Below are 24,217 nucleotides of genomic sequence, written 5' to 3'. Positions count from 1 at the left end.
TCACCCTTCCGGGCTTTCCTCCGGGCTTTTCCCTTCGGTCTTGCGTTTCCGACTCTATCAGATCTTTCCGATCCGATTTCCCCGGTGCCTTCCGGTCCCTTTTGTTTTCACTCCGGGGGCCTTTCGGCGGTTCCGACTTTATCAGAAGTTCTGAGTCGGATTTCCCGCCTCCCGTTCTGCCTTCCGGGCGCACATCGGCGCCGGGGCTTCCCGTTCTGGCGGAGCCGTAAACGTACTGGAGCGGGGCGCCTCGATGCAAATCGAGGAGCCCCGCTCCACTGGTGCGCTGGTCAGCGCCGCCGTAGCGGTCAGACCTCCACGACGACCGGGAGGATCATCGGGCGTCGGCGGTAGGTGTCGGAGACCCACTTGCCGACGGAGCGGCGGATCAGCTGCTGGAGCTGGTGGGGTTCGACGACGCCGTCCTGGAAGGACTTGTTGAGCGCCTGGTCGATCTTCGGGAGCACCGCGTCGAAGGCGGAGTCCTCGATGCCGGAGCCGCGGGCGTGGACGTTCGGTCCGCCGACGATCTTGCCGGTGGAGGAGTCGACCACCACGAAGACCGAGATGATGCCCTCCTCGCCGAGGATCCGGCGGTCCTTGAGGGAGGACTCGGTGACGTCGCCGACCGAGAGGCCGTCGACGTACACGTAACCCGCCTGGACCTTGCCGGTGATCCGGGCGCGGCCGTCGACCAGGTCGACGACGACGCCGTCCTCGGCGATGACGATGTGGTCCTTGGGGATGCCCGTCATCGCGCCGAGCTCGGCGTTGGCGCGCAGGTGGCGCCATTCGCCGTGGACCGGCATGAGGTTCTTCGGTCGGCAGATGTTGTAGAAGTACAGCAGCTCGCCGGCCGAGGCGTGGCCCGAGACGTGGACCTTGGCGTTGCCCTTGTGGACGACGTTCGCGCCCCAGCGGGTCAGGCCGTTGATCACGCGGTAGACCGCGTTCTCGTTGCCCGGGATCAGGGAGGACGCCAGGATCACGGTGTCGCCGGGGACGATCCGGATCTGGTGGTCGCGGTTGGCCATGCGGGACAGGGCCGCCATCGGCTCGCCCTGGGAACCCGTGCAGACGAGCACGACCTCGTCGTCCGGCAGGTCGTCGAGGGTCTTCACGTCCACGACGAGACCGGCCGGGACCCGGAGGTAGCCCAGGTCACGGGCGATGCCCATGTTGCGGACCATCGAGCGGCCGACGAAGGCGACCCGGCGCCCGTACTCGTGGGCGGCGTCGAGGATCTGCTGGATGCGGTGCACGTGGCTGGCGAAGCTGGCCACGATGATGCGCTTCGGGGCGTTCGCGAAGACGTTCCGCAGGACGTTCGAGATGTCCCGCTCCGGCGGGACGAAGCCCGGGACCTCGGCGTTCGTCGAGTCGGAGAGGAGGAGGTCGATGCCCTCCTCGCTGAGCCGGGCGAACGTGTGCAGGTCGGTGAGACGGCCGTCCAGTGGGAGCTGGTCCATCTTGAAGTCGCCGGTGGCGACGACCATGCCCGCGGGGGTGCGGACCGCGACCGCGAGCGCGTCCGGGATGGAGTGGTTGACCGCGATGAACTCGCAGTCGAACGAGCCCAGGACCTCGCGGTCGCCCTCCTTCACCTCAAGGGTGTAGGGGCGGATGCGGTGCTCCTGGAGCTTGGCCTCGATCAGGGCGAGGGTCAGCTTGGAGCCGATCAGCGGGATGTCCGGCTTGAGCCGGAGCAGGTAGGGGACGGCACCGATGTGGTCCTCGTGGCCGTGCGTGAGCACGATGCCCTCGATGTCGTCGAGGCGGTCCCGGATGATGCTGAAGTCCGGCAGGATCAGGTCGACGCCGGGCTGCTCCTCTTCCGGGAAGAGGACGCCGCAGTCGACGATGAGCAGACGGCCGTCGAATTCGAAGACCGTCATGTTGCGGCCGATCTCGCCGAGGCCGCCGAGCGGAATGACGCGCAGGGCGCCCTTGGGCAGCTTCGGCGGGGCGCCGAGTTCGGGATGCGGATGACTCAAAAGACTCTCCTCACCACGCGCGCCACGTACCCCCTGGCACGTGGCGCGCATGACAATCGTGCACTTGCTGTTGTGGGTGTTCAGTTGTCGAGACCGTGTTCAGTTGTGAAGTCCGTTGTCAGAGTTCTACCCCGCCGGCGGCCAGGTCGACCTTGAGCTGCTCCGTCTCCTGCGGGGAAAGTTCCACGAGGGGCGGGCGGAGCGGGCCGGCGGGCAGGCCCTGGAGGGTGAGGGCGGCCTTGGTGGTCATGACGCCCTGGGTGCGGAACATGCCGGTGTAGACCGGGAGCAGCTTCTGGTGGATCTCGGTGGCCTTCTGGACCTCGCCGCCCAGGTGGGCGTCGAGGAGGGCGCGGAGTTCCGGGGTGACGACGTGGCCCACGACGGAGACGAAGCCACAGGCGCCGACGGAGAGCAGGGGCAGGTTGAGCATGTCGTCGCCGGAGTACCAGGCGAGGCCGGAGCGGGCAATGGCCCAGCTGGCGCGGCCGAGGTCGCCCTTGGCGTCCTTGTTGGCGACGATGCGCGGGTGCTCGGCGAGGCGGACGATCGTCTCGGTGTCGATCGGGACGCCGCTGCGGCCGGGGATGTCGTACAGCATCACCGGGAGCTCGGTGGCGTCGGCGATGGCCGAGAAGTGCCGGTACAGGCCCTCCTGCGGGGGCTTGTTGTAGTACGGCGTGACGGCGAGGAGTCCGTGGGCGCCGTCGCGCTCGGCCGTGCGGGCGAGCTCGATCGAGTGGTGGGTGTCGTTGGTGCCGATGCCGGCGACGACGTGGGCGCGGTCGCCGACCGCCTCCAGCACCGCTCGTACCAGCTCCGATTTCTCCGCGTCGCTGGTGGTGGGGGATTCGCCGGTGGTGCCGTTGACGACCAGGCCGTCGTTGCCTGCGTCCACCAGGTGGGCGGCGAGCCGCTGGGCGCCGTCGAGGTCGAGTGCGCCGTCCGCCGTGAAGGGCGTGACCATGGCGGTGAGGACCCGCCCGAAGGGGGTCTGCGGAGTGGAGATCGGAGCCATGGGTAACACGCTACTCGCTGCTCAGCGCCGGGTGTCCCCCCGGGGGACGGGAGAAAGGGAGCCCGGCGCTGCCTGCTCGGGGGTTCAGACAGCGCCGGGTCCGTTTGATCAGCCTAGATGAACTTCGTGAAACGTCGCAATACGGACACTTCGCGTCACGAGTCGGACATGTGTGCCCTACGGGGCCACGCGCCCGTTCTTGTTGAAGGCGGCGTGGGTCAACGGCATCAGCCGGGCCCAGTGCTCCTCCATCCGCTCGCCGACCATCTCGATCTCCCGCTGCGGGAAGGACGGGACCGCGGCCAGTTCGTGCTGGGTGCGCAGGCCCAGGAAGTGCATGAGCGAGCGCGCGTTGCAGGTGGCGTACATCGAGGAGAAGAGTCCGACCGGGAGGACCGAACGGGCGACCTCGCGGGCGACGCCGGCGGCCAGCATCTCCTGGTACGTCTCGTACGCCTTCCGGTAGGAGTCCTCCATCGTGCGGCTCACCAGGTCGTGCTGCTCCTGGGTGCCCTCGACGAAGACGTACTTGCCCGGGCGGCCCTCCTGGACGAGCTTGCGGGAGGCGTCGGGGACGTAGAAGACCGGCTGGAGCTCCCTGTAGCGGCCCGACTCCTCGTTGTACGACCAGCCCACGCGGTGCCGCATGAACTCGCGGAACACGAAGATCGGGGCGCTGATGAAGAAGGTCATCGAGTTGTGCTCGAACGGGCTGCCGTGGCGGTCCCGCATCAAGAAGTTGATGAGGCCCTTCGAGCGCTCCGGGTCCTTCTGGAGCTCTTCGAGGGACTGCTCGCCCGCCGTGGAGACCCGGGCGGCCCACAGGACGTCGGAGTCGGCCGCCGCGCTCTTGACCAGGTCGACGGTGACGTCGCTCCGGAAGTCGATCTTCACGTTCTCGGTGGGGCTGTCGCTCACCAGCGGTCCTTCCAGTCGGGGTGCAGCCGCCCACTTTAACGAGGGGCCTGCGGGGGATCCTCCACAGGTCGGACCCCCTCCTCCTGGAGGACTACATTCGGCCGGTTTGGTGAAATCCTTGGCGAAAACGGGCACCAAAGGACCGGTTCCGTCGTCTGTATCGGTGAAGCACGACGACACCCGAGGAGTGGCCCTGATGTTCCGCCGGCGAGAGCCCGTACCGTTCGCGTTCGTCGCGGAGGCCGACAGCTTTCGCAGTAACGTCACTCCCCCGCCCCGGGAGCGGCCCAGCGCCTCGCAGATCGTGGGCCGCACCCTGCTCGGGCTGACCGTCGTGGCCGGCCTCGTCGGATCGCTGGTCCTCGGGATGCCCTCGCTCCAGTCGGGCGACTCGGCCACTCGTCAGCAGCAGTCCGAGGCCTCCGACAACCGCTGAGGTAGCCTCACCGGGCATCGCCCCTTCGAGCGTGCTTGTGAGTGAGGATCTGTCGTGCCCCTGCCCTTTCTGACGGCCGACCGTGCTTTTGACACGAACGACCAGGTCGCCCTGCCGTTCGACGACCACGACCAGTGGCGTCGTCCGTACCGGCCGGGGTCCTGGCGGGTCGGGGCGGCGGCGCTGGCGCTGCTGCTCGCCTCCTTCGTCCTGCTCGCCGCGGTGATCATCGCGGCGGCGGGCTCCGTGGGCGGCGCGGGCGCCACCTTCGCCGTCGCGGGGGCCTTCATCGCGGCCACCCTGCGGATGCTGCGGATGGGCACCTGGGTGAGCCGGGCCGGCGTGCGCCGCGTGGGCTTCCTCTCGACCGTCACCGTGCCGTGGGCCAAGGTGACCTCCGTACGGACCGTGCAGCAGCCGGTGCGCTGGCTGGGGCTCCCCCGCACCGTCCAGGGACAGGCCCTGGTACTCGGCCGGCAGGGCGGTGAGCAGCTCGTGCTGCTCACCGACCACAACGCCGACTTCCTCTCCCGGGTCGAGGCCTTCGACCGGGCGGCCGACACGGTCGAGGCCTGGAACGCCGAGTACGGCCCCGCCCCGGCACCGGCCCCGGCCGCCGCTACGCGCTGACCGGGCGCCCCTCGCGGAGCGCGATGGCCCGCTGCATCGCCTTGCGGGCCCGGGAGGTGTCGCGGGCGTCGTGGTAGGCGACCGCGAGCCGGAACCAGCAGCGCCAGTCCTCGGGCGAGTCCTCGGTCTCGGCCTTGCGCCGGGCGAAGACCTCGTCGGCCGAGTCCCGGTCGATCCGGCCGCCCGCGGTGCGCGTCAGCTCGTCGACGGGCAGACCGCCCTCGGCCTCCAGCTCGGCGGCGAGGCGGTTCGCCCGGCGTGCGAAGCGGGTGTTCTTCCAGAGGAACCAGCCGCCGACGAGCGGCAGCAGGAACGCCACCGCGCCCATGCCCATGGCGGCCGGTTCGCCCGTCAGGAGCAGCAGGACGCCCTCCATCCCCACCACGCCGAAGACGAGCACGAGCACGGTGGAGAGGAAGACGTACGTGATCTTTCCGCCCATGGCCGTCAGCCCAGGTCCAGGAAGTGCTCCAGGCCGAAGGTGAGGCCGGGGGCGGCGGTCACGCGTCGGGCCCCGAGCAGGATGCCCGGCATGAAGCTGGAGTGGTGCAGGGAGTCGTGCCGGACGGTGAGGGTCTCGCCCTCGCCGCCGAGCAGCACCTCCTGGTGGGCGAGGAGCCCGCGCAGGCGCACGGCGTGCACCGGGACCCCGTCGACGTCGGCGCCGCGCGCGCCCTCCAGGGCCGTGGCCGTGGCGTCGGGCTGCGGGGCGCAGCCTGCCTTCGACCGGGCCTCGGCGATGAGCTGGGCGGTGCGGGTCGCGGTGCCCGAGGGGGCGTCGACCTTGTTCGGGTGGTGCAGCTCGACGACCTCGACCGACTCGAAGTACGGGGCCGCGATCTGGGCGAACTTCATGGTGAGGACCGCGCCGATGGAGAAGTTCGGGGCGATGAGGACGCCGGTCCCCGGGGCGGCGTCGAGCCGGGTCCGCAGCCGCGCGAGGCGCTCCTCGGTCCAGCCGGTGGTGCCGACGACGGCGTGGATGCCGTGGCGCAGACAGAACTCGAGGTTCTCCATCACCGAGTCGGGCGTGGTCAGTTCGACCACGACCTGGGCGTCCGCCTCGACGAGCCGCTCCAGCCCGTCGCCGCGGCCGAGGGCCGCGACCAGTTCCATGTCCTCGGCGGCCTCGACGGCCCGGACGGCCTCGGAGCCGATGCGGCCCCGGGCTCCGAGGACCGCCACGCGCAGCTTGCTCATTGCTCTTCCTTAAGGGGGACTCGTGGGTCAGGAGACCGCTTGCTGGAGGCGGTCGGCCTGCTTGTCCTTCAGCGGGCCGATCACCGAGAGCGAGGGCCGCTGCTCCAGTACATCGCGGGCGACCTCCCGGACCTCGTCCGGGGTGACGGCGGCGATCCGGGCCAGCATGTCGTCGACCGACATCTGGGTGCCCCAGCACAGCTCGCTCTTGCCGATGCGGTTCATCAGCGCGCCGGTGTCCTCCAGGCCGAGCACGGTCGAGCCGGAGAGCTGGCCGACGGCGCGGCGGATCTCCTCGTCCGTGAGGCCGTCTGAGGCGACCTTGTGGAGCTCGTCCCGGCAGATCTTCAGGACGTCGTGGACCTGGCCGGGCCGGCAGCCCGCGTACACCCCGAAGAGGCCGCAGTCGGCGAAGCCCGAGGTGTACGAGTACACGCTGTAGGCCAGGCCGCGCTTCTCGCGGACCTCCTGGAAGAGGCGGGAGGACATGCCGCCGCCGAGGGCGGTGTTCAGCACGCCGAGGGCCCAGCGGCGCTCGTCGGTGCGGGCCAGGCCCGGCATGCCGAGGACCACGTGGGCCTGCTCGGTCTTGCGGTTCAGGAGCTCGACGCGGCCCGCCGCGCGCAGGGTGCGGCGGCCGTCGCGGGGGGCGACGGGGACGGCGTCGGCGTGCCCGAGGGCGCCGGCCTTCTCGAAGGCGCGGCGGACCTGGCGCACCACCGTGGCGTGGTCGACGTTGCCCGCGGCGGCGACGACCAGGTGGGTCGGGTCGTAGTGCTTCTTGTAGAAGCGGGCGATCTGGCTCCGGGTGAGCGCCTCGACGGTGTCGACGGTGCCGAGGACCGGGCGGCCGAGCGGGGTGTCGCCGAACATCGTCTGCGCGAACAGTTCGTGCACGACGTCGCCGGGGTCGTCCTCGGTCATCGCGATCTCTTCGAGGATGACGCCGCGCTCGGCGTCCACGTCCTCGTCGAGGATGAGCGAGCCGGTGAGCATGTCGCAGACGACGTCGATCGCGAGCGGCAGGTCGGTGTCGAGGACCCGGGCGTAGTAGCAGGTGTACTCCTTCGCCGTGAAGGCGTTCATCTCGCCGCCGACCGCGTCGATCGCGGCGGAGATGTCGAGGGCGGACCGCTTGCGGGTGCCCTTGAAGAGGAGGTGCTCCAGGTAGTGGGTCGCGCCGTTGAGGGTCGGGGTCTCGTCGCGGGACCCGACGTGCGCCCAGATGCCGAAGGTGGCGGAGCGCACGGAGGGGAGGGTCTCGGTGACGATGCGGAGGCCGCCGGGGAGGGTCGTGCGGCGGACCGTGCCGATGCCGTCCTTGCCCGGGAGAAGCGTTTGGGTACGGGCGACGGCCCGCCCCTCCGAGGAGGGGCGGGCCGTCGCGCGGGAACTACGGGACGTCACTTGGCGGTGTCGTCCTTCTCGCCCTCGGCGGCGCCGTCCTCGTCCGCGATCACGGGGACCAGGGAGAGCTTGCCGCGCTGGTCGATCTCGGCGATCTCGACCTGGACCTTGGAGCCGATCGCGAGCACGTCCTCGACGTTCTCCACGCGCTTGCCACCGGCGAGCTTGCGGATCTGCGAGATGTGCAGCAGGCCGTCCTTGCCGGGCATGAGGGAGACGAAGGCACCGAAGGTGGTGGTCTTGACGACCGTACCCAGGTAGCGCTCGCCGACCTCCGGCATGGTCGGGTTGGCGATGCCGTTGATCGTGGCGCGGGCGGCCTCGGCCTGCGAGCCCTGCTGGGCACCGATGTAGATGGTGCCGTCGTCCTCGATCGTGATCTCGGCGCCGGTGTCCTCCTGGATCTGGTTGATCATCTTGCCCTTGGGGCCGATGACCTCGCCGATCTTGTCCACGGGGATCTTGACGGTGATGATCCGCGGGGCGTTGGGGGACATCTCGTCCGGCGTGTCGATCGCTTCCATCATCACGTCGAGGATGTGGAGGCGGGCGTCGCGGGCCTGCTTGAGGGCCGCGGCCAGGACGGAGGCCGGGATGCCGTCCAGCTTGGTGTCGAGCTGGAGGGCGGTCACGAAGTCCTTCGTGCCGGCGACCTTGAAGTCCATGTCGCCGAAGGCGTCCTCCGCACCGAGGATGTCGGTGAGGGCGACGTAGTGCGTCTGGCCGTCGATGTCCTCGGAGATCAGACCCATGGCGATGCCGGCGACGGGGGCCTTGAGGGGCACACCGGCGTTCAGCAGCGACATGGTGGAGGCGCAGACCGAGCCCATCGACGTCGAGCCGTTGGAGCCGAGGGCCTCGGACACCTGGCGGATCGCGTAGGGGAACTCCTCGCGGGTCGGGAGGACCGGCACGAGGGCGCGCTCGGCGAGGGCGCCGTGGCCGATCTCGCGGCGCTTGGGCGAGCCCACGCGGCCGGTCTCGCCGACGGAGTACGGCGGGAAGTTGTAGTTGTGCATGTAGCGCTTGCGGGTCACCGGGGAGAGGGTGTCCAGCTGCTGCTCCATGCGGAGCATGTTGAGGGTGGTGACGCCCAGGATCTGGGTCTCGCCGCGCTCGAACAGGGCGGAGCCGTGCACGCGCGGGATGGCCTCGACCTCGGCCGCGAGCGTACGGATGTCGGTGAGGCCACGGCCGTCGATGCGGACCTTGTCCTTGATGACGCGCTCGCGGACCAGCTTCTTGGTCAGCGCGCGGTAGGCGCCCGAGATCTCCTTCTCGCGGCCCTCGAAGGCCGGGAGGAGCTTCTCGGCGGCGACCTCCTTGATGCGGTCGAGCTCGGCCTCGCGCTCCTGCTTGCCGGCGATGGTGAGCGCCTTGGCGAGCTCGCCCTTGACGGCGGCGGTGAGCGCCTCCAGGACGTCGTCCTGGTAGTCCAGGAAGACCGGGAACTCGCCGGTGGGCTTGGCGGCCTTGGCGGCGAGGTCCGACTGGGCCCTGCAGAGGGTCTTGATGAAGGGCTTCGCGGCCTCGAGACCGGCGGCGACGACCTCCTCGGTCGGCGCCTCGGCGCCGTCCTTGACGAGCTGGACGGTCTTCTCGGTGGCCTCCGCCTCGACCATCATGATCGCGACGTCGCCGTCCTCGAGGACGCGACCGGCGACGACCATGTCGAAGACGGCGTCCTCGAGCTCGGTGTGCGTCGGGAACGCGACCCACTGGCCCTTGATCAGGGCGACGCGGGTGGCGCCGATGGGGCCGGAGAAGGGCAGGCCCGCCAGGATCGTGGAGGCGGAGGCGGCGTTGATCGCGACCACGTCGTACAGGTGGTCGGGGTTGAGCGCCATGATCGTCTCGACGATCTGGATCTCGTTGCGCAGGCCCTTCTTGAAGGAGGGGCGCAGCGGCCGGTCGATCAGACGACAGGTGAGGATCGCGTCCTCGGAGGGGCGGCCCTCCCGGCGGAAGAAGGAGCCGGGGATCTTGCCGGCCGCGTACTGCCGCTCCTCGACGTCCACCGTGAGGGGGAAGAAGTCGAGCTGGTCCTTGGGGCGCTTCGACGCGGTGGTCGCCGAGAGGACCATGGTGTCGTCGTCCAGGTAGGCGACGGCGGAGCCGGCGGCCTGCTTGGCCAGACGGCCGGTCTCGAAGCGGATGGTGCGGGTGCCGAACGTGCCGTTGTCGATGACGGCCTCGGCGTAGTGGGTCTCGTTCTCCACTATGGGGTTCTCCTACGTGTTCGTCTTTGCGTCCGGGGCCCGTGTGGCCGGGGACGGTGTGCGACGGCGGCGGAGAAGCTCGCGCTCTGAGGGCGGGCCGGTCTTCGATCGAAGCACCCGGGGTTTCGGTTCCGGGGGCCACTACCGAGGACCGGCGGCTGGCCGGCGGCCTCTCGCTCGTCGTTATGGGGTTGTAGCTACCAGACTAAATGTCCGTGCGCACTTCGCGCACGTACAGCGACGCGTACGGCATCGCGCACGCCCTCGCATACGGCGAAGGGAGCGGCCCCCTGACAGTGGGAACCGCTCCCTTCACGGCGTCTTACTTGGCGCCGCCGGCCGCACCGCGGCGGATGCCGAGGCGGTCGACCAGCGCACGGAAGCGCTGGATGTCCTTCTTGGCCAGGTACTGCAGCAGGCGGCGGCGCTGGCCGACCAGGATCAGCAGACCACGGCGGGAGTGGTGGTCGTGCTTGTGCTGCTTGAGGTGCTCGGTCAGGTCCGAGATGCGGCGGGACAGCATCGCCACCTGGACCTCGGGGGAGCCGGTGTCGCCCTCCTTGGTGCCGAACTCGGCCATGATCTGCTTCTTGACGGCGGCGTCGAGAGCCACGCGGATCTCCTCTTGGTTCGTGCGCCCGCGAGTGCCCCTGGTCCAGTTCTCAGGGGAAGCTTCCGTGACTCGACGGGCGAAGGTCCGATGGGCGCAGCTTCCAGAGGCTTCGAGGGCTTCCGGGAGCGCGTACACAAACGGCCGTCACACAGCGTACCAGCTCGCCGGAGCGCCCCCGGGGCCCTTTTCTCCCGCCCTCCTCGCCCGGCTTTCTCCCGCCCTCCCCGCCGGCGGCTACTTGCTGGTGAGGGAGCGGACCGTGGTGAAGACGTCGAGGACGGCGAGGCAGAGCGGGACGAGGGAGAGCAGGACGAAGCCCTCGGCCAGGTCGAGGAGGCGGCCCCAGAAGGGGGAGAGGCCCTTCTTCGGGATGATCAGGCCGATCGCGGTGATGAGCGCGGCGCCGCCCGCGACGGCGGCGGTGAGCCAGATCGTCCGGATGTCGAGGCCGCCGCGGTCCCCGTACATCAGGAGGTCCTTGACCAGGTCGGCCGGCGGGTTGAGGGAGAGGCCGAGGACCAGCAGCGCGACCGCGGCGATGCCGGCGGCCAGGACGCAGGTGACCTGGGAGGTGTAGCGGAAGAGGCGGGCGCGCAGCAGCATCGCGAGGCCGGAGGCGAGGGCGAGGAGCTGGCCCCAGACGTTTCCGGCGAAGCCGAGGACGGCGGCGGAGCCGACGACGACGGCCGCGCAGCCGCCGACCAGGCCGAGGAGCATCTCGTGGCCGCGGCGGGCCTGGAGCGCGATGCGCTCGCCGTCGACGGCCCGGCCCTCCTCGCCGGACCGCTGCGGCTCGCCGAGGAACTCGTCGTCGGCGGCGCTGCGCGGGGCGGCGTAGCCGATGGGGAGCCGGGCGAAGCGGGCGGAGAGGCCGGGCAGGAAGGCGACGAGGCCGATGGCGACGGGGGCGCAGACGGCGGCGGTCTCGGTGGCGGTCGACTCGGTGAGGATCGCGACGAAGGTGGCGAGGGTGCCGACGGCGGCGAGGAAGGTGGCGGCGACGAAGGGGGCGTCCCCGCTGGGGGTGAGCGCGACGAGGGCCACGGAGACGACGAGCACGGTGACGCAGCCGAGCAGGAACTGGAGGCGGCCGGGGCCCTGGCCGGCGTCGGGGCCGATGATCCCGGAGCCGGCTATGAGCAGCAGCGGCAGGGCGCCGAGGCCGAGGGCGACGGCGGTGGGCCGGTCGCGGTAGACGCGGGCGCGGACGCCGGCGAAGGCGGTGAGGAGGAGGCCGGCGGCGCCCGCGATGATCCCGGGGAGGCCGTGCATGTCGTGGCGGACCGGGTCGGCGTACCAGAGGACGAAGCCCATGAGGACGAGGAGCAGCACGCCGCCGAGGAGTCCGGCGCCGCGCAGCAGCTCGTCGCTCCACAGGTGCCGGTCGCGGGTGACGGCGGAGGCGACGGCGTCGGAGACGTCGTCGTAGACGGCCGGCGGCAGGGACTGGGCGAAGGGGCGAAGGGAGAGCACCTCGCCGTCGAGGACCTGCTGGGCGACGAGGGTGCGGGCGCCGTCCAGGACGGATCCGTCGCGGCGGACCAGGTGGTAGCCGGTGGGGGTGCCCGCGGCCTGGGTCTGGCCGGTGAGGCGCAGGATCTCCGGGTAGACGTCGGCGACGGCGATGTCCTCGGGGAGCGCGACGTCGATGCGGCTGTCCGGCGCCACGACGGTGACGCGGCAGAAGCCGGTCGCTGCGGTCGTACTCACGTGTGTGGACCCCCTGATTCGCGGTTGCGCACGATGCGCGCGCCACCCTACCGGGGAGCACCGGTGGGGGCTGCAAGTAGGATCGCCGTCCCATGGGGGAAGTCCGCGCGCCCGGCTGCCGACCGGGGTGCCGGCGCGGATGCTCCCGCCACGAGCCCGCCTCCAACGAGGGATTGATGCGCCGGTGAGCCAGATCGTCGTCAAACGCCCGCCGAGGTCCCTTCCTCCGGAAGTGCCCGGTGAGGAACTGGTCCTGGAGTCTCCGCCGGAACTTCCGCGGGGGCAGCAGGAGTCGGCGCTGATGCAGTTGCTCCCGATGCTCGGCATGGGTTCGTCGGTGGTCTTCTTCTTCATGACGCCGTCGCCGATCATGCGGATCATGGGCGTGCTGATGCTGGCGTCGACGGTCGGCATGGCCATCGCCCAGGTCGTCCGGTTCCGGCGCGGTACGCAGGGGCAAATGGCCGATGTCCGCCGCGACTACCTCAAATACCTCGCGCAGACGCGGCGCACGGTCCGGCGCACGGCGCGCCGGCAGCGGGACGCGCAGCTGTATCTGCACCCCTCCCCCGAGCAGTTGTGGTCGGTGGTGGCCGAGGGTTCGCGGGTGTGGGAGCGGCGGGTCGGCGACCACGACTTCGGGCAGGCCCGAATAGGACTGGGCGCACAGCAGTTGGCGACGCCGCTGGTGGCGCCGGAGACGGCGCCGGTGGACGAGCTGGAGCCGCTGTGCGCGGGGGCGATGCAGCAGTTCCTGGCGGTGCACGGCACGTTGGACGGGCTGCCGATGGCGGTCTCGATGCGGGCGTTCTACCACGTGACGGTGTCGGGCGAGCCGGAGTCGGCGCAGGCGGCGGCGCGCGCGCTGGTGGCGCAGCTGGTGACGCTGCACTCCCCCGACGACCTGATGCTGGCCGTGGTGGCGGCGCGGTCGGCGCAGGAGCGCTGGGACTGGACGAAGTGGCTGCCGCACGCGCAGGTGCCGGGGCAGGTCGACGGGGCCGGTACGAAGCGCCTGTTCGGTGACGACCTCGGTGAGCTGGAGCAGTTGGTGCGCTCCCGGCTGGACGGGCGGCCGCGGTTCTCGCGGGAGAGCCAGCCGGTGCTGGACCAGCCGCACGTGGTGGTGGTCCTGGACGGCGGCATGGTGCCGCCGGACTCGCTGCTCGCGGCGGCCGAGGGCCTCCAGGGCGTGACGATCGTGGAAGTGGTGTCCGGCGAGCTCGACGAGCCGCGCGGCGGCCTGTCGGTGGTGGTGCGGCCGGGCCGGCTGCGGCTCGAATCGGGCGGCGGCTTCGCGTACGAGGGGCTGCCGGACGGCATGTCCCTGCCGGCGGCCGAGGCGCTGGCCCGGCAGCTCGCGCCGCTGCGGATGGGCAGCGGGGGCGACGACGAGCCGCTGCTCGCCAATCTGGACTTCACCGACCTGCTGAACCTGGGGGACGCGGGCTCGGTGGACGTGGCCAGGACCTGGCGGCCCCGGTCGGTGGCCGAGCGGCTGCGGGTGCCGATCGGCGTCGGCGAGGACGGCCAGCCGGTCATGCTGGACCTGAAGGAGGCCGCGCAGGAGGGCATGGGCCCGCACGGCCTGTGCGTGGGCGCGACCGGTTCCGGCAAGTCGGAGCTGCTGCGGACGCTGGTCCTCGGTCTGGCGGTGACGCACTCCTCGGAGACGCTGAACTTCGTCCTCGCGGACTTCAAGGGCGGCGCGACCTTCGCGGGCATGTCGCAGATGCCGCACGTGGCGGCGGTCATCACCAACCTGGCGGACGATCTGACGCTGGTGGACCGCATGGGCGACGCGATCCGCGGCGAGCTCCAGCGGCGCCAGGAGCTGCTGCGCTCGGCGGGCAACTACGCCAACATCCACGACTACGAGAAGGCGCGGGCGGCGGGCGCCCCGCTGGAGCCGCTGGCGTCGCTGGTCCTGGTGATCGACGAGTTCTCCGAACTCCTCACCGCCAAGCCGGACTTCATCGACATGTTCATCCAGATCGGCCGGATCGGGCGTTCGCTGGGCGTGCACCTGCTGCTGGCCTCGCAGCGCCTGGAGGAGGGCAAGCTGCGCGGTCTGGACACGTACCTCTCGTACCGGATCGGTCTGCGGACCTTCTCGGCGGCGGAGTCGCGGACGGCGATCGGCGTGCCGGACGCCTACCACCTGCCGTCGGTGCCCGGTTCGGGCTATCTGAAGTTCGGTACGGACGAGATGACCCGCTTCAAGGCGGCGTACGTGTCGGGGACGTACCGGACGAGCGGGCCGCGCCTGGAGGTCGGACAGCTGCCGGTGGAGCGGCGGCCCGCGCTGTTCACGGCGTCGCCGGTGCCGGTGGTGTACGCGGCGCCGGACCCGGCGTACCTGGCGGAGCGGCGCGCGGAGGAGGACGACGCCCTGGCGGACACGGTCCTCGACGTGATCGTGCGGCGCCTGGAGGGGCAGGGGGTGCCGGCGCACCAGGTGTGGCTGCCGCCGCTCGACCAGGCGCCCTCGCTCGACCAGCTCCTGCCGGGGCTGGCGCGGACGGCGGAGCGGGGCTTCACGGCGACGGAGTACACGCGTCAGGGCGCGCTCACGGTGCCGCTCGGGCTCATCGACAAGCCGTTCGAGCAGCGGCGCGAGGTGCTGTACCGGGACTTCTCGGGCGCGGCCGGTCACATGATGGTGGTCGGCGGCCCGCAGTCCGGCAAGTCGACGATGCTGCGGACGCTGATCTCGTCGTTCGCGCTCACCCACACCCCGGCCGAGGTGCAGTTCTACTGCCTGGACTTCGGCGGCGGCGGTCTGGTGTCGCTGGCGGACCTGCCGCACGTCGGCGGGGTCGCGTCCCGGCTCGACCCGGAGCGGGTGCGGCGGACGGTCGCGGAGGTGATGGGGGTGCTGAACCGGCGCGAGGAGTTCTTCCGCGCGCACTCCATCGACTCGATCGCGACCTACCGGCGCAAGCGGGCCGCGGGTGAGCTGCCGGGCGAGGCCTGGGGCGACGTCTTCCTGGTGGTGGACGGCTGGGGCGGTTTCCGCAACGAGTACGAGGGCCTGGAGGGCACCGTCTCCGACCTGGCCGCGCGCGGCCTCGGCTACGGCATCCACGTGGTGGTCACGGCCTCCCGCTACATGGAGGTGCGGGCGGCGCTCAAGGACCAGATGCTGGGCCGGCTCGAACTGCGGCTCGGTGACGTCATGGACTCGGAGTTCGACCGGAAGGTCGCGGCGAACGTGCCGACCGGGGTGCCGGGGCGCGGCCAGGTGCCGGAGAAGCTGCACTTCATGGGGGCGCTGCCGCGGATCGACGGGTCGAGCGCGAACGACGACCTGGCGGTGGGCTCGGCGTCCTTCGTCGAGGCCGTGCGGACCGGCTGGCAGGGTCCGCCGGCGCCGCCGGTCCGGCTGCTTCCGCACAAGCTGTCGGCCGACCGGCTGCCGAAGGGCTTCGAGTTCCCGCAGCACGGCGTCGCGATCGGCATCGACGAGACCCGGCTGGAGCCGGTCTTCGTCAACTTCGAGACGGATCCGTTCTTCCTGATCTTCGGCGAGAGCGAGTCCGGCAAGACGAACCTGCTGCGCCTGATCGTCCAGCAGATCGCCCAGCGGTACTCCCCGGACGAGGCGAAGCTCGTCGTGGGCGACTACCGGCGGGCGCTGCTCGGCAGCCTGCCGGAGGAGCACCTCCTGGAGTACGCGCCGATGGCGAGCTCGATGCAGATGCACATGGAGGCGCTGTCGGGCGTGTTCGCGCGCCGCCAGCCGCCGCAGGACGTGACGCCGCAGCAGCTGCGGGACCGGAGCTGGTGGTCGGGTCCGCAGGTCTTCATCGTCGTCGACGACTACGACCTGGTGGCGACGAGCGCGGGCAACCCACTGGCGCCGCTCGCGGAGTACCTGCCCTTCGCCCGGGACACGGGCGTGCGGTTCATCATCGCGCGCAACAGCGCGGGCGCCTCCCGCTCGATGTACGAGTCCTTCATGCAGCGCATCAAGGAGCTGGGCGCGCAGGGCGTCGTCCTGTCGGGCGACCCGGCGGAGGGCGACCTGATCGGGGCGGTCCGCCCCCGCCCGATGCCGCCGGGCCGCGGCTACTTCGTGGGCCGGCGGGGCGGGGCGTCGCTGGTGCAGACGGGGCGGCTGCCGCAGCTGTGACCGGACACGCCCCGGGGCGAGGCCTCCGCCCGCCGCCCCGGCCCCGCCCGTAAGCGATCCGTGGAGGCGGCCCGGAACTGATCGGAACCGTTCGGCGGTCTTCATGTCCGCACGGCCGCGATGGGGCGTGCGCACCTCAAAACTGAGAGCATCACCCCGGCCCGGCCGAGGCTCGACCAAGGAGGAAACCGTGTCGTTCGACGACGAGTGGACCCAGCACAAGACCGTCGCCATGGAGCACCAGTCGTCGAGCACGCGGCTGAACCAGGTGCCCGCCGAACCCGGCGGAGGCGGGGGCCAGTCGGACCTGGCGACGACGCCCGCCAAGAAGAAGGCGGCCGCCAACACCATCGAGAACCACATCCAGCCGGACGTGAAGGCGGCCGCGGACGCCGGTGACGAGGGCACCAACGGCGCCGTCGCCGAGTTCAAGGGCTGGGACACGGCGACCGGCCTGAAGAAGGCGCACGACCACTGGGACGGCCAGGTGAAGCGCCTGATGGCGCGGCTGGACTCGGAGAAGGGCGCGCTGCGGGGCGCATCGACGCTGTTCAGCAACAACGACATCGTGACGGGGTACAGCTTCGCCCCGACGCAGTCCAAGATCTCGGGACTCTAGGGGGAATCGCAATGCCGACGTACCAGGAGATCATGGAGACCGATCTCGGCAAGCTGAACACCGCCGCCGACGGCTGGAAGAGCATGGCGGAGAAGTTCCAGAAGGTCGAGGACATGTACGCGAAGGAGGTCCAGAGCGTCGCCTCGGGCGGCCCGCTGTGGACCGGCCAGGCTCAGCAGGTCGGCGCGACCAACTTCGTCGTCACCCGCAAGGAGCTCGACTCGGCGCAGCGGGAGGCGCGCGCCATGGAGTCGCTCCTCCGGGACGCGCACAGCACGTTCACCGAGCTCAAGGGCCGGGTGAAGGCGGCGGTCGACGAGGCGGTGGCCGCCGGCATGAAGGTCTCCGAGTACGGCAACGCCAGCTACGACTTCAGCAAGGTCAGCCCCCAGGAGGCCAACACCATCCGCCACGATCCGGACCTGCGGAACGTGGAGATGTCGTACACGAGCAAGATCAACGACGCGGTCAAGGCGGTCACGGAGTTCGACGCGGACGTCAAGACCGCCCTGCTCAACGCCTCCGGCGCGGACGGCACCGCGCCCCTGGGCTTCAACGCGAAGCCGGTCGGCGACGTCGAGGCCGTCGAGGCGCTGGCGCTGTCGGAGAAGGTGCGCGAGGGCAAGGCGTCGAAGGCGGAGCTGGAGCACTACCGGGAGATCCTCGAACAGAACTCGAAGGACAAGCACTTCAGCGAGGCCTATCTCGACGGCCTCGGCGCGAAGGACGCGCTGAAGATCGCGGACCAGATGAACCTGGCGTCGAACGAGCGGGGCATCTCGGACGCCGAGAAGAAGCTCTACAACTCGATCAACGCCGGCCTCGCGGACACGATCGCCTCCGGCACGAAGGACCCGAACGGCTACGCGTACCGGCCGTTCGTGGACGGGCTCAAGAAGCTCGGCACGGAGAACCTCGCGAGCAACGTCAGCCCGACCAACGGCTACCAGATGCTCGTCACGCTGATGAACCAGGGAGACCCCAAGGCGTACGGCAAGGAGTTCCTGAACGAGATCGGCGGCGACATGATCCGGGCCGAGAAGGAGAAGCCGAACATCTGGCTGCACTTCTTCGACGGCCAGCGGCCGAACATCGTCCACGACCCGCTGGACGGGCTGCTCAACATCATGAGCAAGGACCCCAAGGACGCGGAGTACTTCCTCGACCCCAAGGCCCCCGGGAACGAGAACGAGCACCTGAAGTTCCTCCTCACGGACCGGAAGTGGCCGGACCCCGTGATGAACACCCTCTACTCGGCGCCCATGGAGATGGACGACCCCTTCAAGGCGACGGGCCTCGGCAACGCCATCCAGGCGGCGGCGACGGGGCACGAGCCGGGCGAGAAGCTCGGCCCGGTCGGGCCGCACACCGAGGGGCAGGCGCGGGTCATGCAGAACGCCGTCAGGATCCTCGACCAGGAGATGAACGGCGACGAGTTCCCCGACGAGCTGAAGAACATCCAGCAGCCGATGGCGCGCGCCCTCGTCGACTACGTGGCCGACACGCACGTGACGCTGGGCGGCCAGGAGGCCTCCTACGGCGGGATCAAGGGCAACGACGACATCACCGGCTCGGGCGACAACGCGCACATCGCGGTGGGCCAGGGCAGTCTCGTCCGTGTCATGCGCGGCATCGCCGACGACGGCGCGGCGTACTCCCTCCTCTACGAGGCGGAGCGCAACTACGGTGCCTCCGAGCTCGCCGGCGCCCCCGCGTACAACGGCGACAAGACGCACGGTTCGAGCGCGGACTGGAACGACCGGGGCCGGGACATCGGCGCGGCGATGGGCGCGCTCAACGGCATCGGCGCGGACGTCTACAAGGACAAGGGCGACGACAAGGTCGAGTGGGCCGAGGACACGGCCGAGTACGCGGCGATCGGCGCGAACGGGCTGATCGGTGAGATCCCGATCGCCGGAACCGCGGGTGGCGCCCTCATCGACACGATCAAGTACGACTGGGTCAAGGACGTCACCGAAGAGGCCGAGGCGCAGGGCAAGCAGGACGCGAGCAACAATTACGCGAGCGGCATGGAGGGCACCAACCGCCTGTTCGACGCCTGGGGAGAGAAGAATGGCACCACGGAAGACGGAGCCTGGAAGGAGTCCAAGAACAGTGCCAACGAGGCCTACGACACCGGGCGGAACGCCGCCAAGGCGCACCTCCAGCACGGCCAGTAGGCGCCGGGCGCGGTTCGCCCTGCTCGCGGCGACGGCACTGGTGGCGACGGCGTGCAGTGCCGACGCACAGCCGCGGGCGGAGCGTCCGGACGACTACGCCTGTGCGGTATCGGCCGGCTCCCCCGAGGCGAAGCTGCTGTCCCGGGTGATGCGGACGGACTCCTTCACGACCCGGAACGGCTACCCGAGCCCCCTGTTCGTCGAGAAGGCGCAGGACCGCCTGCGCGAGTACCTGAAGGAGGCGAAGGCACCCGCCGTCAGGCAGTGTTTCTTCTTTCCGGACGGACGGAGCGACGACGGCCAGACGACCGTCGAGTACGGGTGGGTCCCCCTCTCCGACGCGCGGAAGGGAACGGACGCGGCCGGCACCCGCCGCTACAGCCTGAACGGGGCGACAGGGCGGTCCGGCGACGTCACCACCGATCTCTACGTGCGGTGCGAGCTGCCCGGCGAGCTGAAGGAGCCCTCGAAGGGGGTCCTCCTCCACGCGGGCGTCTCGTTCACCACGAACCTGGGCACCGTCGAGGACCACGGCACCCAGGACCAGCAGATGTCCTTCGTCTATCTGATGACGCGCCGGGCCACGGAACTCCTCGGCTGCGAGAACGAGCCGCTGGCGAAGGACCCCGTCGTGAAGCCCCTCAACGGAAGCACCCCCTGATGATCCACGTGAAGCACATCGCCCGGAGCGCGGCGGGCGCCGCCCTCCTCCTCGTCCTGGCCGGCTGCGGGAGCGGCGGGGAGGAGGCCGGAGGGGCCCTGAGCGTGGACCGGGTGGTCGAGGTCGCCGAGAAGTCCGGCAAGGAGGGGGCCGACACGTGTCCGCTGCCCTACGACGCCGGCGCGGCGGCCGAGGCCGCGAAGCTGGACCGGAGCGTGGAGCCGGGGGCGGCCGGCGCCGAGGCCGATGAGCCCGTCGCGATCGCCGAGGGCGGGCGGACGACGGACCCGCAGTCGCCCTGGGCGGGCAAGCCGGGGGCACTGATCAGCTGCTCGTACCACCTGGACGGGGAGGACCTGAAGGTCCGCACCGGCGCTGTGAGCGAGGGGAGCGCCGTGTACCTCCAGGCGCCCGTCATCCAGGCCGCCGGCGGCATGGACCTCTCCGCGCTCAAGGCGTACACCGTCAAGGGGGCCGAGGCGAAGCCCGGGGAGGCCGTGCAGAGCGGGGACGGGAACGTGGTGACGGTCCGGCTCGACTCCGGCGGCAAGGGGGACGTCGCCCTGGTCCTGACCGTCGGCGACTCCGGGAAGACCTCGCTGGAGCGCGGCCAGGTCCTCGCACTCGCGCGGGCCTTCGCCTCCCAGGCGAAGTGAATCCCCCGGTTCCGTCTGACAGCGCGTCCGCCGGGCGTCCATGATGGGACCCGCTGCACCGTTCCACCTTTCCCACCGCACGAAGGAGCAGAGCCAGATGGGCACCCAGCAGGAGAAGGACGAGCTGTACGCGCTCGACATCAGCGGTGTCGAGTGGCAGGGAGCCCCCGGCACGAGCCCCGACGAGGAGCGCGTGGAGATCGCCCACCTGCCGGGCGGCGCCATCGCGATGCGTTCCTCCCTCGACCACGACACCGTGCTGCGGTACACCAAGGCCGAGTGGGACGCCTTCGTCCTGGGCGCCAAGGACGGGGAGTTCGACCTGCGGTAGGGCGTACGAGAACGCGGAAGGGCCCGCTCCCCCCGAGGGAGCGGGCCCTTCGCACATCCCCGAGGGGCCACGGCGCGAACGCGGTTCAGTACGACTCGGTGAAGAGGCGGGAGGCCTTCACGTCGGTGGCGCGGTAGCTGTCCTTGCCCTGCTCGACGATCTTGGCGACCTTCTCCAGCCGCTCCTTCATGTCATCGGCGCGCTTCTTGTACTTGCCCTGGAGGATCTCGTACTCGCGGTGCGCGTCACCGTCCCACGTGTCGGTGACGACCTTGAGCGCGGTGTCCATCTCCTGGATGTCCTTGATGATGTTCTGCGAGACCGCGCGGATGCGGTTCGCCATCTCCTGGACGCTCTCGTACCGTACCCGGGTGCCGGCGCTGTCGACAGACATTTCGTCCCCTTTTCTTAGAGGTTGTTGAGCGCGGAGCTGTTGTTGGCGGCGGCGAACGCGGCACGGACCTCGTCGTCGTTCGCGTTGCTGAGGTTCTTCGTCTCGCCGACGGCGTTGAGCAGCACATTCAGCAGACGGCGGATGGTGTCGTGGTCCTCGTTGAGGAGCGTCTGGGCCTGCTTGAAGCCCACCGCGCCGACACCGGTCCAGCCGGCGCTGCACGTCTCCAGGATGTTGGCGAGCTCACGCGCCTGCTTGGAGACCGCCTCACCGGTCTCCGTGATCTTGTTCTTTGCCTTGACGACCGGGTCGTCTGCGAGTCCGAACCCGCCGGCGGGAGTGCTCATTCGTGCTCCTCGGTTGGTGAGATGACCTTGCTCATGCGTCTGTCGACGCTCTCCTGCGTACTACCACCGTCACGACGGCGCCCAGGACGGCGACGACGGCGACGGCGCTCGCGGCGACGGCCCAGAGCGGGAGACCGCTCTCCTCGGACCCGGTGGCCGACCCGGTCTTCGCGGGTGTCCCGGGGCCCGTGGTCGGGCTCGTGCCGCTTGCCCCCGTGTTGTCAGGAGAGGGGGAAGTCTGCGATGCGGAGGGGGCGGGCGGCTTGCTCGCCCGCGCGGCGAGCAGCGGATTGACGTCCGGGTCGCCGGGGTTCCCCTTGCCCTCCAGGAGCACCTGGGCGGGACGCACGGAGCCGTAGCCGATGTACTTGCTCGGCACGGGCCCGTTGTGCCCGGCGGTCTCCAGCATGACCCGGAGGACCTGGTTGGCGGTCCAGTCGGGGTGGGCGGACCAGATGAGGGCGGCGGTGCCGGAGGCGACAGCCGTGGCCTGGCTGGTGCCTTGGGTGGCGCAGTACTTGTTCTTGTTCTCGGTACAGCGTCCCGGGATCTCGACGCCGGGGGCGCTGAGGGCCAGGTGCGAACCGTAGTTGGAGAACTTGGCGGTCTTGCCCTTGGTGTCGAGGGCGCCGACGGCGACGACGCCGGGAATCGCCGCCGGGTACTCCTGGTTCCCCGAGCCTTCGTTACCGGACGCCGCGAAGATCAGGGCACCCTTCTCACGGGCGTAGTCCACCGCAGCCTGCCACTCGGCGGTCTCCTTCTTGTACGCGGTTCTGCCCAACGAGATGTTGAGGACCCGGGCCCCGTTGTCGACCGCGTACCTGATGCCCCGGCTCGCCAGGACGTCCAAGCCCTCGGAGACGAAGTCACCGACCTTGACCGGCAGGATCGTGGCGTCCGGGGCGACTCCCTTGACACCGCCGCCCGTTCCGTTGCCGGCGATGATGAGGGACATGTTGGTGCCGTGGCGCTCCGCGTCCTCGCCGTCCACGCGACCGGGCCCCTCGCCCCCGTCGTAGAAGTTGCGGCCGGGCAGCACCTTCCCCCGCAGCTCCGACACCGTCGAGTCGACTCCGGTGTCGATCACGGCGACCGTGACGCCCTTGCCCGTGGCCACCTTCCACAGCTCGTCCGCCTTCATCGCGTCCAGGTACCACTGGCGCGACCGCATGTCGTCCGCCTGCGCCGCCGTCGCCGCGACGGTCCACGTCGCGACGACGGCGGTCAGGGCGCCGAGCAGTCCGACCGCTCGGCTGCGAACGGCCCGGGTGGGGAGGGACATCAGGGAAGGGCTCCTAGTCGATGACGGGCGGGACGATCCGGCGCTGTCCCGAGGTCCACGTCTCCTCGTCCTCGGACAGGTAGTCGGGACGGTTGCGCGTCTCGCGACGCTCCTCCTCGCCCGGTCCGGTCGAGGCCGGAGGACGGACGAGTCCCGTCCCGCCGGGGGTGAAGGCGCGCCCACCCGTGGTGGACGCGGCGGCGGACCCCACGGTTCCGCCCGGCTGGGTCGCCAGTCGGCGGCCCGCCACGCCGGGCGCGCCGACGGGAGTACCGCCGTGCATTCCCCCGCCGGGGCCGTGCATGCCGGCGGCGCCGCGACCGTACGGGGAGGCACCGCGCTCCTCGCCGATGACCGTGCCCATGGGCATCCGCCCCATCTGCTGGCCGGCCACGGGACGTCCGGGGACCTGCCGGCCGCCGGTGATGCCCTCGGTCCGGGGACCGGGGCCCAGCGGGCTGGGGCCCGTGAGGCCGGGGGCACGGCCGACCGGACCCGTCGCGGTCGGGCCCGGGACGACCGGACGCCCGAACTGCTGGCCGCCCTGGGGCCCGGCCTGCGGGACGAGGGGCGGAGCGAGCGGCGGGAGCACGGGCCCCGGTCCGCTCGTCGTCGGGGGCTGCAGAACCGGGGGCTGTGCCGTGGGCCGGGTCGGCGCCTCCGGCGCGACGGTCACCGAGTCGAGGTTGGTGTCCACCGCCCTGTCCGGCGGCGCGACCGGCGGAGTGGGCAGGGTCGGCGTGGTCGGTGGAGTCGTCGGCGTCGGTGTCGTCGGCGAGTTCGGTGTCGTCGGCGGGGACAGCGGCGTGACCCGGTCGGTGCCACCGGTGCCCGGCTCGGCGGACCGCAGGGACGACGAGTGGCCGGCCGGGGCGGAGCCCGTACCCGCGCCCGAGGACGTACCGGAGCCGGCTCCGCCTCCGATCCCGTACTCGTACTCTCCCTCACCTCGTCCCACCGATGTGAGCGGCTTGAACTCCGGCTGCCGCTCCGCCGCCATCCGGTCCCGCGTCGTTTCGTAGTACGACGACAGACGCTGGAGCTGCTGGATCGCCTCCTGGAGCTTCGGGCCCTTCTCGGCCTCCAGGCGGGCCTTCTCCTTCTCCGGGTCCGCGAAGCACATGCCCGCCGGCTTCGGCACGGCGGCCTTCGCCTCGGTGAGGGCCTGGCCGGCGCGCTTCATCTCGTCGGAGACGACCTTGGTGAAGTCGCCGAGGACCAGGGTCTCGGAGACCATGCCCGCACCCCACTTGCGGAACGCGTCGCCGCCCTCGCCCTCCCACTCCACACGGCTGATGTAGTGCCGCAGGTCGGAGGCGATGGCGAGGATCTTGGGCACCGCGGCCGCGAGGGCGGTGCCGCTGCCCGACAGCTCCTCGGGCTTGGCCGCCGCGATCATCGCGTACAGGGCGTCCAGGGACTTCCCCTCGAACTCTCCCGACATCGTGTGTTCCTCCCCCGTAG

General features: G+C 70.8%; 21 protein-coding genes. 8 read left to right on the top strand and 13 right to left on the bottom strand.

Annotated features, from left to right (window positions below):
* Positions 1 to 308: 308 nt before the first annotated feature.
* The 3 genes from AB0398_RS04830 to thyX all read right to left on the bottom strand — a co-directional run bounded on the left by AB0398_RS04830 (position 309) and on the right by thyX (position 3,930).
* Positions 309 to 1,994, bottom strand: a complete 1,686-nt coding sequence (locus AB0398_RS04830; RefSeq protein WP_366372312.1) for a ribonuclease J — start codon at positions 1,992 to 1,994, stop codon at positions 309 to 311.
* Between the two features lie 118 nt (positions 1,995 to 2,112).
* Positions 2,113 to 3,012, bottom strand: a complete 900-nt coding sequence (gene dapA / locus AB0398_RS04825; protein ID WP_366372311.1) for a 4-hydroxy-tetrahydrodipicolinate synthase — start codon at positions 3,010 to 3,012, stop codon at positions 2,113 to 2,115.
* 177 nt (positions 3,013 to 3,189) lie between these two features.
* Positions 3,190 to 3,930: an FAD-dependent thymidylate synthase gene (gene thyX / locus AB0398_RS04820; RefSeq protein ID WP_366372310.1), complete on the bottom strand. Its 741-nt coding sequence runs from the start codon at positions 3,928 to 3,930 to the stop codon at positions 3,190 to 3,192.
* A 196-nt stretch (positions 3,931 to 4,126) separates the two neighbouring features.
* Here thyX and AB0398_RS04815 point away from each other — a divergent pair, with 196 nt between their 5' ends.
* A complete protein-coding gene (locus AB0398_RS04815) occupies positions 4,127 to 4,366 on the top strand; it encodes a hypothetical protein (protein WP_366372309.1) in 240 nt (79 codons plus the stop codon).
* A 54-nt stretch (positions 4,367 to 4,420) separates the two neighbouring features.
* A complete protein-coding gene (locus tag AB0398_RS04810; RefSeq protein WP_366372308.1) occupies positions 4,421 to 4,996 on the top strand; it encodes a hypothetical protein in 576 nt (191 codons plus the stop codon).
* On the opposite strand, the gene AB0398_RS04805 is transcribed toward AB0398_RS04810, so the two are convergent.
* The 6 genes from AB0398_RS04805 to eccD all read right to left on the bottom strand — a co-directional run bounded on the left by AB0398_RS04805 (position 4,986) and on the right by eccD (position 12,145).
* Entirely contained in the window at positions 4,986 to 5,438 is a 453-nt protein-coding gene (locus tag AB0398_RS04805) for a hypothetical protein (protein WP_366372307.1), read from the bottom strand. The genes AB0398_RS04810 and AB0398_RS04805 overlap by 11 nt on opposite strands.
* Positions 5,439 to 5,443: 5 nt before the next feature.
* Positions 5,444 to 6,196 (bottom strand): 4-hydroxy-tetrahydrodipicolinate reductase, encoded by a 753-nt coding sequence (gene dapB / locus AB0398_RS04800; protein WP_366372306.1) that lies wholly within the window; start codon positions 6,194 to 6,196, stop codon positions 5,444 to 5,446.
* Positions 6,197 to 6,223: 27 nt separating this feature from the next.
* Complete coding sequence (locus AB0398_RS04795) at positions 6,224 to 7,603, bottom strand: pitrilysin family protein (RefSeq protein ID WP_366372305.1); 1,380 nt, start codon at positions 7,601 to 7,603, stop codon at positions 6,224 to 6,226.
* Positions 7,600 to 9,822, bottom strand: coding sequence for a polyribonucleotide nucleotidyltransferase (locus AB0398_RS04790; RefSeq protein WP_366372304.1), 2,223 nt, complete (start codon positions 9,820 to 9,822; stop codon positions 7,600 to 7,602). The genes AB0398_RS04795 and AB0398_RS04790 overlap by 4 nt, the downstream gene beginning before the upstream one ends.
* 322 nt (positions 9,823 to 10,144) lie before the next feature.
* The gene (rpsO, locus tag AB0398_RS04785) at positions 10,145 to 10,435 is read right to left on the bottom strand and encodes a 30S ribosomal protein S15 (RefSeq protein ID WP_030693282.1); all 291 of its coding nucleotides are present in this window, start codon (positions 10,433 to 10,435) and stop codon (positions 10,145 to 10,147) included.
* 234 nt (positions 10,436 to 10,669) lie between these two features.
* On the bottom strand, positions 10,670 to 12,145 hold the full coding sequence (eccD, locus tag AB0398_RS04780; RefSeq protein ID WP_366372303.1) for a type VII secretion integral membrane protein EccD: 1,476 nt from the start codon (positions 12,143 to 12,145) through the stop codon (positions 10,670 to 10,672).
* A 184-nt stretch (positions 12,146 to 12,329) separates the two neighbouring features.
* Between eccD and eccCa the strand changes: the two genes are divergently transcribed.
* The 6 genes from eccCa to AB0398_RS04750 all read left to right on the top strand — a co-directional run bounded on the left by eccCa (position 12,330) and on the right by AB0398_RS04750 (position 20,727).
* Complete coding sequence (gene eccCa / locus AB0398_RS04775; protein ID WP_366372302.1) at positions 12,330 to 16,280, top strand: type VII secretion protein EccCa; 3,951 nt, start codon at positions 12,330 to 12,332, stop codon at positions 16,278 to 16,280.
* Between the two features lie 190 nt (positions 16,281 to 16,470).
* Positions 16,471 to 16,899 carry a hypothetical protein gene (locus AB0398_RS04770; protein ID WP_366372301.1) on the top strand — a complete coding sequence of 143 codons (429 nt, stop codon included), beginning with the start codon at positions 16,471 to 16,473 and terminating at the stop codon, positions 16,897 to 16,899.
* An 11-nt stretch (positions 16,900 to 16,910) separates the two neighbouring features.
* Positions 16,911 to 19,079 (top strand): hypothetical protein, encoded by a 2,169-nt coding sequence (locus AB0398_RS04765; RefSeq protein WP_366372300.1) that lies wholly within the window; start codon positions 16,911 to 16,913, stop codon positions 19,077 to 19,079.
* Positions 19,015 to 19,740 carry a hypothetical protein gene (locus AB0398_RS04760; protein WP_366372299.1) on the top strand — a complete coding sequence of 242 codons (726 nt, stop codon included), beginning with the start codon at positions 19,015 to 19,017 and terminating at the stop codon, positions 19,738 to 19,740. Before AB0398_RS04765 ends, AB0398_RS04760 begins: the two co-directional genes overlap by 65 nt.
* A complete protein-coding gene (locus AB0398_RS04755) occupies positions 19,740 to 20,396 on the top strand; it encodes a hypothetical protein (protein ID WP_366372298.1) in 657 nt (218 codons plus the stop codon). Before AB0398_RS04760 ends, AB0398_RS04755 begins: the two co-directional genes overlap by 1 nt.
* A 97-nt stretch (positions 20,397 to 20,493) precedes the next feature.
* Positions 20,494 to 20,727, top strand: coding sequence for a DUF397 domain-containing protein (locus tag AB0398_RS04750; protein WP_125661844.1), 234 nt, complete (start codon positions 20,494 to 20,496; stop codon positions 20,725 to 20,727).
* Between the two features lie 85 nt (positions 20,728 to 20,812).
* Here AB0398_RS04750 and AB0398_RS04745 read toward each other — a convergent pair whose 3' ends face one another.
* Genes AB0398_RS04745 through AB0398_RS04730 form a run of 4 tightly spaced genes read right to left on the bottom strand, consistent with a single transcriptional unit; the run spans position 20,813 to position 24,197 of the window.
* A complete protein-coding gene (locus AB0398_RS04745) occupies positions 20,813 to 21,121 on the bottom strand; it encodes a WXG100 family type VII secretion target (protein WP_366372297.1) in 309 nt (102 codons plus the stop codon).
* A gap of 14 nt (positions 21,122 to 21,135) precedes the next feature.
* Positions 21,136 to 21,468 carry a hypothetical protein gene (locus AB0398_RS04740; RefSeq protein ID WP_366372296.1) on the bottom strand — a complete coding sequence of 111 codons (333 nt, stop codon included), beginning with the start codon at positions 21,466 to 21,468 and terminating at the stop codon, positions 21,136 to 21,138.
* Positions 21,469 to 21,499: 31 nt separating this feature from the next.
* Positions 21,500 to 22,753 (bottom strand): S8 family serine peptidase, encoded by a 1,254-nt coding sequence (locus AB0398_RS04735; RefSeq protein ID WP_366372295.1) that lies wholly within the window; start codon positions 22,751 to 22,753, stop codon positions 21,500 to 21,502.
* A 13-nt stretch (positions 22,754 to 22,766) separates the two neighbouring features.
* Entirely contained in the window at positions 22,767 to 24,197 is a 1,431-nt protein-coding gene (locus AB0398_RS04730; protein ID WP_366372294.1) for a hypothetical protein, read from the bottom strand.
* Between the last annotated feature and the right edge of the window lie 20 nt (positions 24,198 to 24,217).

The organism is Streptomyces sp. NPDC086147 (assembly GCF_040702165.1).
Lineage (GTDB): Bacteria > Actinomycetota > Actinomycetes > Streptomycetales > Streptomycetaceae > Streptomyces.
This window is presented reverse-complemented; position numbering and strand designations above follow the sequence as displayed.